Genomic DNA, 12,878 nt, shown 5'->3' on the forward strand with positions numbered 1-12,878 from the left:
GGACATGATCCGCATCGCAACTGATGATCCCGCACGCCCGGATGTCCACGAGCTCCTCAGCGAGCACCTGGCCGATATGTTCGCCACTTCCCCGGCCGAAAGCGTTCATGCCCTGGACCACTCGGCGTTGAAGCATGAGTCGATGACGTTCTGGACAGCCCGGGAGGACGGCGTTCTGCTGGGTTGTGGAGCCTTGAAGGCCTTGTCCTCCGGGCACGCCGAGATCAAATCAATGCGCACTACTTCCATTGCCCGCGGACGTGGAGTGGCCACCCAAATGCTGGAACACATCGTGGCCGAAGCCGCCCGGATGGGTTACGAGCGGGTGAGCCTGGAAACGGGAACCGAGGACTACTTCGCCCCCGCCCGCCGACTGTACGCCAGGCACGGATTCACGGAGTGCCCGCCGTTCGGGGATTACACCCTGGACCCCAACAGTGTGTTCATGGAGCTCGCCGTCTCCCCCAAGTAGGTTTCGCACCCAAGTAGGTCGCAGTTAAGCGCGTTTTGACGGCTCAAAACGCGCTCTGCTGCGACCTAGTTGGGTGGGTTAGTTGGGTTAGACGGGTGCAGTGGTGCGGTCGCGGAGGGCCAGGTAAATCTTGTCCCGCGCGATGGGCAGCTCGCCGAAGCGGATCCCGGTGGCGTTGCGGATCGCGTTGGCCAGGGCGGGAGCCACGGGGTTGAACGGGCTCTCGCTCATGGACTTGGCACCGAGGGGACCCGTGGAGTCGTTGGTGGTGGCAAAATAGACCTCACTGCGGGGAACGTCCGCGAACGACGGAATATGGTACTGCCGCAAGATGTCCGTGGTGACGCGTCCGGCGTCGTCCACTTTCACTTCCTCGTAAAGCACCGCGCCCAGAGCCTGCGCAATGCCGCCCTCGATCTGCCCCCGACACTGCCGCGGATTCACCACCACACCGGCGTCGGCGGCCTGGACACTCTGCAGGATCCGCAGCTCACCGGTTCCTGTATTAACAGCAACCCGGAAGCCGTGAACGTTGAACGCGACCGACCGCGGAGTCCCTCCCCAGTTGCCGTCCGTGGCGAGTCGAACGCCTTGCAGCCGGGCGGCGTCGACGATTTCCGTCAGCGGCAACGTGCGATCGCCGCACTGGGCGGCGCCGTCCACCAAGCGGCAATCAGTCAAGGCGGCTCCGGTCAGTGAAGCCGCGACCGTCTGGATCCGGGTGGCGAGTTCCAGTGCCGCACCCAACGTCGCCTTACCTGCAACCACAGTTCCGGCCGAACCGAACGCGCCGGTGTCATGCTCTAGGAGGTCGGTATCGGACTGCCGCACCGTCACTTTGGACGCCGTCGTAGCCAAGGCTGTGGCAGCCAATTGCGCATGGACGGTTGTGGTGCCGTTCCCGAATTCCGCAGTACCGACGTCGACGGCGAACCTTCCGTTCGCCTCCAGGCTCACCCTGGTGTGGGCGAAGTGGCCGCGGGGCGGGACAGTGTCGATCATGGACAGGGCCGAACCCTCTCCTACCACCCAATCCGGTCCGAGATCGTCCAGCCCAGCGGCCCGGTAGCGTTCCTTGCCGCGGTCCAGAGCGTCCCGCACCAAGGAAACGCACTGATCCAGGCCGTAGCTTCCGTAGTGAACGTCTTCCTCGGGTTCGGGTGTTGTGGAGAGCATGTGATCGCCGGGCCGGACCATGTTCTTGAGCCGGAACTCAAGCGGATCCATCCCGATGCCGATGGCGAGTTCGTCAATGGCAGACTCGATCGCGAAGATCATCTGGCTCAGACCATACCCACGGAAAGCACCCGCGGGGACCGTGTTGGTGTAAACGGCGTGTGCGTCCACTTTCTTGTTCACGCACTTGTAGACGGCCAAGGACTCTCCACACCCGTGGAACATGACGCCGGGTGCGTGGTTTCCGTAGGCACCGGTGTTGGTGAGGACGTTCAACTGCAGCGCAGTGAGCGAACCATCGCGGCTGGCCCCGGCCTTGAGGTGAATGGTGAAGGGGTGCCGGGTGGTAGTCGCCGTGAACTGCTCGGTCCGGGTGAACTCCAGCTGCACGGGCTTCCGGAGTGCAAGGGCTGCGAGGGCCACCAGGTCCTCGGTGAGGACTTCCTGCTTGCCACCGAAGCCGCCGCCAACCCGGCCTGCCACCACGCGGATACTCTCTGGCGGCAGGTTGAACACCCGGCTCAGCGTCCGCTTCACCAGGAAAGGTACCTGCGTGGAGGAACGGATCATCAAGCGGCCGTCTTCATCCAGCCAGGCAATGGAGGCGTGGGTTTCCATCGCCACGTGCTGCACGCGCTGCGTCTTGTACGTGTGCTCGTGAATGAAGTCTGCGGCCGCAAAGCCGTCGGCCACGCTGCCCAGTTCGGCATGGACCTCGGCCACCACGTTCTGGAGCGGGCGGGAAATGCGGGAGAAGATGCCGTCCTTTTCTCCATGAATTGCCGGGGCACCGGGGAGGATGGCCTCCTGCGGAGTGAACACGGGCTGCAGGAGTTCGTACTGCACGGTCAACGCCCGGGCACCCGCCTCAGCTGCGCCCACGGATTCAGCCACGACGGCGGCAACCCTCTGCCCGATGAACCGCACCACGTTGTCCAGCACGCGCGTATCGTCCGGGTCGTCGGTGTAATTCTCGTGTTGGGCACTGGAAAACAGCAGCTGCGGTGCGTCTTCGTGGGTGAAGACCGCCACGACGCCGGGAACAGCCAAGGCGGGAGCTTTGTCGATGGACACGATCCGGGCATGCGGATGCGGCGAACGCAGGAGCTTCATGTGCAGCAGGCCCGGGAGTTGTTCCGCCGGGACATCGAGGGCGTAGCGGGCGGTTCCTGTCACCACGGCCTGCCCGGCGGGGGCGGGAACGTTGTCCCCGAGCTGGCCAGGTGTGGCTGGCACTGCGGCAACTGACTGCGCCCCTGAAACGTCCGCTCCGGTGTCGTGCTGGTGATCGCCGCTGTGGGCGCCGGCGTGACCGCAGACCGCGTCCGCGATGGAGCGGTAACCGGTGCAGCGGCACAGGTTGCCCTTGAGGTTCCGGGGCAGGTTGGCGCGTTGCTCGTCGTCGAACGTCGCGGCCGTCATCATCATGCCCGCCGTGCAGAAGCCGCATTGGAAGCCCTGGGCCTCCAGAAACTGTTCCTGCACAGGGTGTAGTTCGCCGTCCTTGGACAGGCCTTCGATGGTGGTGACCGCTTTGCCTTCGGCGCGGACTGCCGGGTAGATGCAGCTGTGGACGGGTGTGCCGTCGACGTGCACGGTGCAGGCACCGCAGTCGCCGCCGTCGCAGCCCTTCTTGACTCCGAAGTTGCCCTCCTCGCGGAGGAAGGTGCGGAGGCATTGTCCGGGGCGGGGTGTGCCCTGCGAGGCAGAACCGTTGATCTCAATTGCCATTGCGGGCCTCCTTCTGCTGCGTGCTTGGTACGGCTGGTTGGGTGGACGGCTGGGGCGAGGTGTTGTGCGGCGGCCAGAAATCGCCGGAAACAGTCATCGATTCGCCCAGCAGCTCCGCCCGGATTTCCTCGGCCAGCTTGAACGTCATGTCGCGCCGCCATGCAGGCAGCCCATGAATATCGTCGTGGTACAGCGGCCACGGAATGGAATCGCCGACGGCGTCAGCCAAGGTCCCGGCGTCGGGAACCTGACCGGCGGGGAACCTCAGTTGTACCGGCCTTTTGGTGGAAGCAGTCACGGTGATGACCAAACCGCCGTCGGGGTCGAGCCGCCCGATCAGCAGCACGCCGGAGCGGCCCAGGTTGCTGAGCGACAAGCGCCGGAAGGCAACCCTGGCGGAGAGTGCACCGGCGGGCAGATGGATGCTGCGGAGCAACTCCCCCGGTGCCAGCACAGTCTGCATATCGCCTGTGACGACGTCGGCCACCGGAGCCCTGCGGCTGGTGCCGTCGGGGCTGAGGATGGTGGCTACGCCGTCGAGTCCTGCGCAGAGTGATGTCATGGGCCCTGCCGGCAGGCCGGTGCAAATGTTGCCGCCCACCGTGGACATGTTCCAGATCTTGAACGAGGCCACGAACGAATCGCAGCACGGGCGGATCAACGCCAAGCCAGGCCACTCGCGGCTGGCGGATTCCGCGGTTTGTGGCAGGGCGTAGAGCTCGGCGACGGTACAGGTGGCGGCCAGCTCGATGCCTTGGTCAGTGACGGTGATGGCGGGCCACTCCGCTTGGCCGAGGTCAAGGAGCCGCTTGAGGACCGTGCTGCCGTAGGAGAAAAGGACAGTGCCCCCGGCGAGCCAGGCATCGCCGTCGCGCCATTGTGCCGGGTCCGTGGTGGGGACCACGGCCTCGATGGTGTTCATGTCCATGGGTCCTCCTGAGTGAGGTATTGGGCTTCGTGAGTCGGGGCTGAGTGGATCGGGCCGGTGCTGTCCTTGAGCGACGGGAACCCGGGTGCCTTGGAAGTCTTCTGGCCAGCTCCACGCTCAGCGATGATTTCTGCCGTGATGGAAACTGCTACCTCGGCAGGAGTCACGGCGCCGAGGTTCAGCCCGATGGGCGAATGCAACCGTTCCAAGGACTCCGGCGGAGTGCCTGCCTCGAGCAAGGCCTCGATCCGTTGGCGGTGACTGCGACGGGAACCCATCGCACCGACGTACGCCAGGTTCAACCGGAGGGCACCCTCAAGCAACGGGATGTCGAATTTGGGGTCGTGAGTCAGGATGCACACCACTGTGCGGGAATCGATGCGCCCGGCGGCCGCCTCGGTTTCCAAGTAACGGTGTGGCCAATCGGTGACCACTTGGTCTGCGCCTGCGAAGCGGCTTTGCGTCGCGAAGGCAGGCCGCGCGTCGCACAGCGTGACGTTGTATCCGAGGAGTTGCCCGGCCGGGAGCAGGGCCGCTCCGAAATCGTTGGCACCGAAGACCAGCATCCGAGCTGCCGGCAACCGGCTTTCCACGAACAAAGTTATGGGCTCGGGCTGCGTTTCCTCTTGTGGGGGCAAGGCCAACCGCTCGGTAGTGACCCACCCGTCGATGCACCCCTCGGGCGGGGCCAGCCGGACCAAGCCGGCCCGGCCACCTTGGAGCAGGGGCTCGACCTGAGCGGCGGCGGCGAAAAGTGTGGAGGGGTGGTCGCCCAGCAATTTGGCCAGTTCCTCGGATTCCATGGCCCGGAACCTCACAGGATCGTTGACCACCATGACTCCACCTTGACCATCGAGCCGGCGGATCAGGGCTGCAGGGCGCTGAGTCTCAGCAAAAACAGACAGTTCAGGCGATCCTGCCCGGAGCGGCTGGATGTGGACTTCCAGTTCTCCTCCGCAGGTGAGCCCGACGGCGAACGCGTCCTCGGCACTGTAGCCAAAGGACTCAAGGCGAGGGCCGCCGTCGCGTATTGCTTCCAAGGCCGCTTCCACCACGGCACTTTCCACGCAACCTCCGGACAAGCTGCCCAGTATTTCGCCGTTTTCGGAGACCATCATGGACGTCCCCATGGGCCGCGGCACGGAGCCTCCGGTCCCCACGATCGTGGCCACAGCACACAGTTGGCCGGAGACCGCAGGCCGCCAGCTGCCCAGTGAAGGCATCAGATCCAGCATGGCAACACATCCTTATTCCAGGTGTCCCGGCCGGGTGGCCCGGCCGGAGCAGTGCGCGATCTTGCCTCATATTCTCATTTCCAGAGGAGGTAGTCGCGGTTATTCAGTAAAAGTGGAGTTCATAGGAACGGGGGCAAGGGCTTCATCTCCCTGCCCCCGTTCCCTGACGGAGCGTCGGTGCCCGTCCCTGAATCACCAGGGCCGCCGCCCGCCGTCGTGCCTGTTATTCAGGGACGACGACGGCGGACGCCTATTCGTGCGGTGGGTACCGGCGGACCGCCGATCGAAGTGCCGGAAATGTATGCCCGCCGGCGCGGGTGCGGCTCCGGGCTAGACGCCCATCAGCGCGTTGATCGGGCCGCGGGCAAAGTAGATGATGAAGCCTGCCGTGACCACCCACATGAGCGGGTGCACCTTCCTGGCCTTGCCCGACGCCGCACTGATCACCGCGAAGGAGATGAAGCCGACGCCGATGCCGTTGGCGATGGAGTACGTCAGCGGCATGGTCACGATGGTCAGGAATGCAGGGAGGGCGATGGAGAACTTGGTGAACTTGATCTCGCGGATCTGCGCCATCATCATCGCACCCACCACCACCAAGGCTGACGCCGCAACTTCCAGCGGGACCACCGAGGTGAGCGGCGTGAAGAACATGGAGCCCAGGAACAGCAAGCCGGTGACCACCGAGGCCAGGCCGGTTCGTGCGCCTTCGCCGATGCCCGCAGCCGAGTCGATGTACACGGTGTTGGACGAACCGGACGTTGCGCCGCCCACCACTGCACCCATGCCTTCAACAATGAAGGCTGACTTCAGCTTGGGGAACGTGCCGTCCTTGTGTGCCACGCCTGCGCTCTTGGCCAGGCCCGTCATGGTGCCCATGGCGTCGAAGAAGTTGGTGAACACCAAGGTGAAGACCAACATCGTCGCAGCCAATCCGCCGATCCTGGCGAAGGAGCCGAAGAGATCGAACTGGCCTACCAAGCTCAGGTCCGGGACGGACACCAGTTGGCTCGACAGGATGGGCACGTTGAGGTGCCAGCCGCCGGGGTTGTCGGCGCTGCCTGGACCGATGCGGAACACGGCCTCGGCAACGGCGGCGAGGACAGTGGTGGCGACGATGCCGATCAGCAGGCCGCCTTGGATCTTGCGTGCCACGAGGATGCCCATGGTCAGCAGTCCGATGATGAAGACAAGGGTGGGGATGGACGTGATGGAGCCGTTGTCGCCGAGCTGGACCGGTGGGCCGCCCGTTGTTGCGCGAACGAATCCGGAGTCCACAAAGCCGATGAAGGCGATGAACAAGCCGATGCCAACAGTGATGGCGGCCTTGAGTTCCTTCGGGACTGCCTTGAAGATCGCCGTCCGTGCACCGGTAGCACCGAAGATGACAATCAGGATGCCGTTGATGACCACCAGGCCCATGGCTTCTGGCCATGTAACTTCCTGGATGACCGCGACGGCGAGGAAGGAGTTGATGCCCAAGCCGGCTGCGAGGCCGAAGGGCAGGTTGGCGACGAGACCGAAGATGATGGTCATGACGCCGGCGGTCAGGCCTGTGACGGCACCAACCTGTGCAGCTGAAAGCCAGCCGCCAGCGACGTCGGTAGGGGCGTTTTCCGCCGAGAAGCCACCCAGGATGAGCGGATTCAGGATGACGATGTACGCCATGGTGAAGAAGGTGACCAGGCCGCCGCGGAATTCGCGGGCCAACGTTGAGCCACGCTTCGAGATCTGGAAGAACTTATCCAGGAAGGAGTTCGACACCGGGGGCTTCTTGTTTCCATCTGCCAGGCCGGTTGCCGTGTGCTTTGCCGCTGTGGGCTCTGCGCCGTCTCCTTGGGGAAAGAGCGCAGCCTGCTTTTCAGCTGCTGTCTGCTTTTCAGCGGAATTGTCCAGGATTGTCATGTCAGCCACCGGGCCCTAGTAGTCAATCCTGGAATCAAGCGTGTTCCATGTGTTGAACGGCTGGAGGGCCGCCGGAGCCTGGGGGTCGCCCAGTTCCAGCTTGGCTACCGGCATCAGCGCGTCCCGGTTGTCGTTCTCGAAGTATTCGTAGAAGACGGCGTCGTCAAAGCCGACGGATGCGGCGTCGTGACGGTCTGCTGCAAAGAACACGCGGTCAACGTGTGCCCAGAGTGCGGAGGCCAGGCACATGGGGCATGGCTCGCAGCTGGTGTAGAGGGTTGCTCCGCTGAGATCGAAGGTTCCCAGTTCGCGGCAGGCATTACGGATGGCCGTGACTTCTGCGTGTGCGGTGGGATCGTTCGTGGCGGTGACGCGGTTGACGCCTTCGAAGGCTCGTCCGTCCGCGGTGACAATGACGGCGCCGAAGGGGCCCCCACTGTTAAGGACATTGGCTGTTGCCAGCTCAATGGATGTGGCCAGGAATTGCTCGGCCGTGACGGTTGTACTCATGTTGCGACTTCCTTAGTGCTGAGGAAGCCAGGTGACCTGTTTGGGGGCGCTACAGAGAGGAGCTCCAGTTAGCTTGGTTACCAGGCTTCAGCATGTGCGATGAAGGTTAAGTTGCGCCTGGTAGATAGCTTCCCGAGGTCCGGGTGCCCGCCTTTGGCAGTTAGAGCGTAGCACCAGGTTTGTGAGCCGCGCCATAGTTTTTTGAAAACTTAATTTCGTGATGCGAAATTACCTGTGCCGCGGGCAGGCGCCGGACTGGTGCCGGCGCTTGTGCCGGCGCTGGTGCCCGAATGTGACCGCAGGCAGCCCGCGGGCGTTGACTGCCGCCGTCGGGCATTTTACGCTTTGGAGACCGGGCCACCCCTCTGGCGGGACCGGCCACCTGGATCAGCAGACAGGGCCTAACTGAGCTGGAACGCGTACACGCCGACCAGACAAGGAACCTGTCATGACCCCTCTTTGGATCAAGAACCCGCTGGGTATCTTCACCGCAAACGACCTCGACGCCGGCGGCGGCCTGGTGGTTTCCGACGGAAAAATCCTGGAGCTGGTGCCTACGGGCGGTCAGCCTTCTTCTCCCGCGACCGTCTTTGATGCCTCCGCCCACGTGGTCCTCCCGGGGCTCATCAACACGCACCACCACTTCTACCAAACCCTCACCCGCGCTTGGGGCCCCGTGGCCAACGCGCCGCTGTTCCCCTGGCTGCAAAACTTGTACCCGGTATGGGCACGATTGACGCCGCGCAGCCTGGAACTCGCAGTGCAGGTGGCACTGGCCGAGCTGCTGCTCTCCGGCTGCACCACTGCCGCCGACCACCACTACCTCTTCCCCGACGGCATGGAAGACGCAATCGACATCGAAGTGGCTACGGTGCGCGCCATGGGAATGCGCGCCACCTTGACCCGCGGGTCCATGACCCTGGGAGAGGACGACGGCGGGCTGCCGCCCAGGACCACGGTCCAGTCGCCTGAAGCGATCCTTGCGGACAGCGAACGGCTGATTCGTCAGTACCACGAGACCGGTGATGGGGCTGTTGTGCAGATCGCGCTTGCCCCGTGCTCGCCCTTCTCGGTGACCAAGGAGATCATGGCCGAGAGTGCAGCCATGGCCGAACGCTTCGATGTCCGGCTGCACACGCACCTTGCCGAGACCATTGACGAGGAAGACTTCTGCCGCTCCATGTTCGGACTGCGGACCGTGGACTACTTGGAATCTGTGGGCTGGTTGGGATCCCGCACCTGGCTTGGGCACGGCATCCACTTCAACGACGACGAGATCGCCAGGCTGGGAGCCGCGGGCACCGCCGTCGCCCATTGCCCCACTTCCAACATGCGCCTCGCCTCCGGGACTGCCCGCGTCCTGGAACTTGAGGCTGCGGGCGTTCCCGTGGGGCTGGGAGTGGACGGATCGGCGTCGAACGACGCCTCCAACATGATCCTCGAGGCTCGTCAGGCCCTGTACTTGCAGCGGCTCCGCTATGGCGCCTCAGTTCCCGTGGAGCGGGCACTGGGATGGGCTACTCGTGGATCTGCTGCCGTTTTGGGGCGCTCCGACATTGGGCAACTGGCACCCGGACTGCAAGCGGACCTCGCCTTGTTCAAGCCCGACGAGCTGCGCTTCTCGGGCAGCCACGACCCCGTCGCCGCATTGCTGCTCTGCGGGGCGGACCGTGCCGACCGGGTGATGGTCGGGGGTTCTTGGCGCGTTGTGGACGGTGCGATTCCAGGGCTGGACGTCGCCGGGCTGATCGCTGAGCACTCGGCGGCGGCGCGGAAGCTGGTTGCGGGGTAGGTTTCGGTTGCCCGGCTGGGCCCGTTTCGGGGGTTCCCTGCGCAACATGCCGTTCGCACGGCACAGTCCGCAGCGAGCCCCCGAATCGGGCTGGTGCCCCTTAGATCGCGAGCTTATAAACGTGGTGCGTGTACTCGTTCGCGAACGAATCCGTGAACTTACCGCCCTGCACGGCGATGGTCCGGTTCTCTCCCACGACCTCCACGTGAGAACCGGTAATCCCGGCCGGTAACGTGAAGGTTTTGGAGCCGGTGGTCCCGTTCAACCCGATCCCCGCAAAGAGGTAAGCACTGCCGTTCTTGGCTTTCAGCATGGTGTCCACACCTGCCGCCCCCGCATCCCACACATAGCTCTGCGTATTCAGAACCGGGGCCAGGGCCTGGATCCCTGCCAATGCGGCCTTGATCTTCGCCTTGCGGTCAGCAGGTATATCCACCAGCGAGTACGTCCCGAACTGGGAATCGTTGTTGTGCTGGAAAATATTGATGCCCCTCGCCTCGTGGATGATGGCCGACCACATGGCACCTTCCATCTGCTCGGGGGTGATGGTGCGGTCAGCGCTGTTTTCCAGGAACGGACGCGCCGACTCAACGAACACCCAGTTCGGCTGGATCCCAGGGCTTGATTGGTAGAAGCGCATGCGGTCCGCGACCCACCCATACGCCGCGGCAGTCTTCACCGAAGCACCCTCAGGCCACGACGGAGTCCGATCAGCCTCGAACTGCAAATCCGCGCGCGTGTAAAAGTACTGGTCATTAGACGACATATCGACTGCGGCCATGAAATCATCCATTAGTCCAGGCGCCCAGAACGTGCCAAAAATTCCCTTTGAATAGTTCGCTGCCGCAAACCTGCCGTCATTCTTAGCCCGGATCTCGGCCACCAGGTTCTTCATGATCTCCAAGTTCTGGGCGGCAGAAACGTTGCCGCAGCCGAGGCCCACCATCTCGCATTCGTCGTCCGTGTCCCAACCCACGACGCCAGGGTTGGTACCCACCTCGGACTGGCTCCATTCTCCACCGGGGATGACCAGCATTCCCGTGTCGGTGACCATGCTCATGGGCGAACCGTCGCGTTCGGCGTTGTGGAACACATTGACGCCGATGTCCTTGAGGGCTATCGCGTGCGAAGGCTTCCCATACCACACGCCGATGGGGAAAAGGTTCGGATTATTGAGCCTCGCCGCGCCTGGGAACTTGGCCCAGTAGGCGGGCCCGCCGTCCCACGGAACCCTGGACAAACTGGCGAGGCTGCCAGTGGGTGGAGGTGAGGTCGGCGTGGGCGTCGGCGTCACCGTTGGAGTGACCGTCGGAGTGGGCGCGGGTGTCACTGTCGGAGTGACCGTCGGAGTGGGCGCGGGCGTCACTGTCGGAGTGACCGTCGGAGTGGGCGTCGGCGTCGCCGTTGGAGTGACCGTCGGAGTCGGTGTCGGCGTCACCGTTGGAGTGACCGTCGGAGTGGGCGTCGGCGTCACCGTTGGAGTCACTGTCGGCGTCGGCGTCACCGTAGGCGTCACAATCGGTGTCACCGACGGACTTGCCGTTGAAGCACTAGGCGTAGGGGTGGTGGTCACCGACGGTGTTGGCTGGGGTTCAGGCGTTGTGCATCCGGAAAGAGCCAACGCCATCACCGCCACGAACATTGAGACCTTGAGTTTCATTACTTGTATTCCTTTGGATAGCAGCCAGAATGAAGCTGCCTCGGTGCCGTCTCCCCAGCCGGCTCTTTCGCCACCTGCCATGGCAGGGTTTCAGTCGGGACATCGCCCGGCACGGCGCGACGATGCGCGTCGGATTCTCGATCTGTGCCGTGCGCCGCCTGTAGACGGGCCCGTCGAGCGAGCGTTTTGCGGCCCGTGTCCGGTCAGGGCCGCCACGACCTTGAGGTACCCTTAGGTGGTCGTCGACCCAGCATACGGGAAGCCAAAATTCGCCATGCCGCCCTTTCGATGGTTCCCTGCGCAACATGCCGTTCGCACGGCACAGTCCGCAGCGAGCCCACGAAGCGGGCTTGTCCACATAGGCCTACGCACCCCTGCCCTCGCACGCCGGCTCATTGAAGTCTTGACTCATGACACCAAACAACAGCAACGAGCTTCCCGCGGGGATGGATTTGTGGCGGACCGATGAGCTCCACGAAGCAGGCTTCAACCATCGGAGGATTGCCGCGCTGGTTCGCTCCGGCGCCTTAAGACGACTACGTCGCGGTTGCTATATCCGAGGCAGCACGTGGGCAGCCCAAAAGCCCTGGGTTCGCAGCTTGCAATTGATTGCTGCACACGCACACGGGACGCTTTCGACGTCGTCCGGCGGCTTGGTCTACAGCCACACCTCAGCGGCGCGTCTCCACGGCTTATTCCTGTGGGATGTTGGAGACAAAGTCCACATCACGACGCAAACAACAGCGTCCACCACTTCCCACGGCAAGGATGTGGTGCCGCACACCCGCCCGCTGGCAAAGATAGGGGCTGTTTTCGTCAAGGGAATGCCTTGCACTACGTTGGAACAGACGGTTGTGGACTGCTGCCGCATGCTCAACTACAAACAAGCCCTGGTGCTCATGGATCACGCCCTCCGAAAAGGTGCCGATGCCTCGAAACTGCAAGAGATGTGCGCATCGCTGGCCGGACGCAACGGAGTTCTCACTCTTCGCCGGGCTTTGGAGAATGCCGATGCCCGATCCGAGTCACCCGGCGAAACCCTGACCCGCGAGCTGCTGCAACGGTTGCGGATCGAGCCGCCCGAACTACAGGTGAAGGTGGCGTCAGCCGAAGGCCACCATCGGTTGGACTTTGCATGGAAGGAAAAGAAGGTGGCCCTGGAGTTCGATGGAAAGGTGAAGTACTTCGACTACGCACCCACCGCCGAGGTGATCTACCAGGAACGGCAGCGAGAAAAGGCCCTCACCGAGCTCGGCTGGCAGTTCATCCGGATCAAGTGGCAGCAGTTGTTTCGGGAGCAGGAGTTCAAAACAACAGTGCTGAGGGTACTGCGGGGAGCAAGCTAGAGCCCATCTCGGGGATTAGCTGCGCATTCGATGGTGCGCACGGCACGTTGCGCAGGGAACCCACGAATCGGGCTGCGGCAAGGGGCGGGGACCGAGCGGGCGCGACGGTCAGGCAGCAACGGA

10 protein-coding genes are annotated in these 12,878 nt (G+C 63.7%); 4 read left to right on the top strand and 6 right to left on the bottom strand.

The genetic code is table 11. The features are described from left to right. Window positions 1–4 precede the first annotated feature (4 nt). A complete protein-coding gene (locus ACNAOT_RS19035) occupies window positions 5–472 on the top strand; it encodes a GNAT family N-acetyltransferase (protein ID WP_420178975.1) in 468 nt (155 codons plus the stop codon). Between the two features lie 87 nt (window positions 473–559). Here ACNAOT_RS19035 and ACNAOT_RS19040 read toward each other — a convergent pair whose 3' ends face one another. The 5 genes from ACNAOT_RS19040 to ACNAOT_RS19060 form a co-directional block, all read right to left on the bottom strand. Then, complete coding sequence (locus ACNAOT_RS19040; protein ID WP_420178976.1) at window positions 560–3,379, bottom strand: molybdopterin-dependent oxidoreductase; 2,820 nt, start codon at window positions 3,377–3,379, stop codon at window positions 560–562. Then, window positions 3,369–4,307, bottom strand: a complete 939-nt coding sequence (locus ACNAOT_RS19045; RefSeq protein ID WP_420178977.1) for an FAD binding domain-containing protein — start codon at window positions 4,305–4,307, stop codon at window positions 3,369–3,371. Before ACNAOT_RS19045 ends, ACNAOT_RS19040 begins: the two co-directional genes overlap by 11 nt. Further along, a complete protein-coding gene (locus ACNAOT_RS19050) occupies window positions 4,298–5,542 on the bottom strand; it encodes an XdhC family protein (RefSeq protein WP_420178978.1) in 1,245 nt (414 codons plus the stop codon). The genes ACNAOT_RS19045 and ACNAOT_RS19050 overlap by 10 nt, the downstream gene beginning before the upstream one ends. 330 nt (window positions 5,543–5,872) lie before the next feature. After that, window positions 5,873–7,447 (bottom strand): NCS2 family permease, encoded by a 1,575-nt coding sequence (locus ACNAOT_RS19055; RefSeq protein ID WP_218649238.1) that lies wholly within the window; start codon window positions 7,445–7,447, stop codon window positions 5,873–5,875. Window positions 7,448–7,462: 15 nt separating this feature from the next. After that, window positions 7,463–7,957 (bottom strand): nucleoside deaminase, encoded by a 495-nt coding sequence (locus ACNAOT_RS19060; RefSeq protein WP_420178979.1) that lies wholly within the window; start codon window positions 7,955–7,957, stop codon window positions 7,463–7,465. A gap of 448 nt (window positions 7,958–8,405) precedes the next feature. On the opposite strand from ACNAOT_RS19060, the gene ACNAOT_RS19065 reads away from it, so the two are divergent. Next, complete coding sequence (locus ACNAOT_RS19065) at window positions 8,406–9,749, top strand: 8-oxoguanine deaminase (protein WP_420178980.1); 1,344 nt, start codon at window positions 8,406–8,408, stop codon at window positions 9,747–9,749. Window positions 9,750–9,849: 100 nt separating this feature from the next. On the opposite strand, the gene ACNAOT_RS19070 is transcribed toward ACNAOT_RS19065, so the two are convergent. Then, window positions 9,850–10,989 (bottom strand): hypothetical protein, encoded by a 1,140-nt coding sequence (locus ACNAOT_RS19070; RefSeq protein ID WP_420178981.1) that lies wholly within the window; start codon window positions 10,987–10,989, stop codon window positions 9,850–9,852. A 16-nt stretch (window positions 10,990–11,005) separates the two neighbouring features. Between ACNAOT_RS19070 and ACNAOT_RS19075 the strand changes: the two genes are divergently transcribed. Both ACNAOT_RS19075 and ACNAOT_RS19080 read left to right on the top strand, forming a co-directional pair. After that, the gene (locus ACNAOT_RS19075) at window positions 11,006–11,644 is read left to right on the top strand and encodes a hypothetical protein (RefSeq protein WP_420178982.1); all 639 of its coding nucleotides are present in this window, start codon (window positions 11,006–11,008) and stop codon (window positions 11,642–11,644) included. A 175-nt stretch (window positions 11,645–11,819) separates the two neighbouring features. After that, window positions 11,820–12,755, top strand: coding sequence for a hypothetical protein (locus ACNAOT_RS19080; protein ID WP_420178983.1), 936 nt, complete (start codon window positions 11,820–11,822; stop codon window positions 12,753–12,755). Window positions 12,756–12,878: the final 123 nt, after the last annotated feature.

This window comes from Paenarthrobacter sp. TA1.8, from assembly GCF_048595705.1.
GTDB lineage: Bacteria > Actinomycetota > Actinomycetes > Actinomycetales > Micrococcaceae > Arthrobacter > Arthrobacter nitroguajacolicus.

Excerpts from the sequence above, each read along its gene's own strand:
- ACNAOT_RS19035 (WP_420178975.1), top strand. The coding sequence starts at position 5 with ATGATCCGCATCGCAACTGATGATCCCGCACGCCCGGATGTCCACGAG.
- ACNAOT_RS19040 (WP_420178976.1), bottom strand. The coding sequence starts at position 3,379 with ATGGCAATTGAGATCAACGGTTCTGCCTCGCAGGGCACACCCCGCCCC.
- ACNAOT_RS19045 (WP_420178977.1), bottom strand. The coding sequence starts at position 4,307 with ATGGACATGAACACCATCGAGGCCGTGGTCCCCACCACGGACCCGGCA.
- ACNAOT_RS19050 (WP_420178978.1), bottom strand. The coding sequence starts at position 5,542 with ATGCTGGATCTGATGCCTTCACTGGGCAGCTGGCGGCCTGCGGTCTCC.
- ACNAOT_RS19055 (WP_218649238.1), bottom strand. The coding sequence starts at position 7,447 with ATGACAATCCTGGACAATTCCGCTGAAAAGCAGACAGCAGCTGAAAAG.
- ACNAOT_RS19060 (WP_420178979.1), bottom strand. The coding sequence starts at position 7,957 with ATGAGTACAACCGTCACGGCCGAGCAATTCCTGGCCACATCCATTGAG.
- ACNAOT_RS19065 (WP_420178980.1), top strand. The coding sequence starts at position 8,406 with ATGACCCCTCTTTGGATCAAGAACCCGCTGGGTATCTTCACCGCAAAC.
- ACNAOT_RS19080 (WP_420178983.1), top strand. The coding sequence starts at position 11,820 with ATGACACCAAACAACAGCAACGAGCTTCCCGCGGGGATGGATTTGTGG.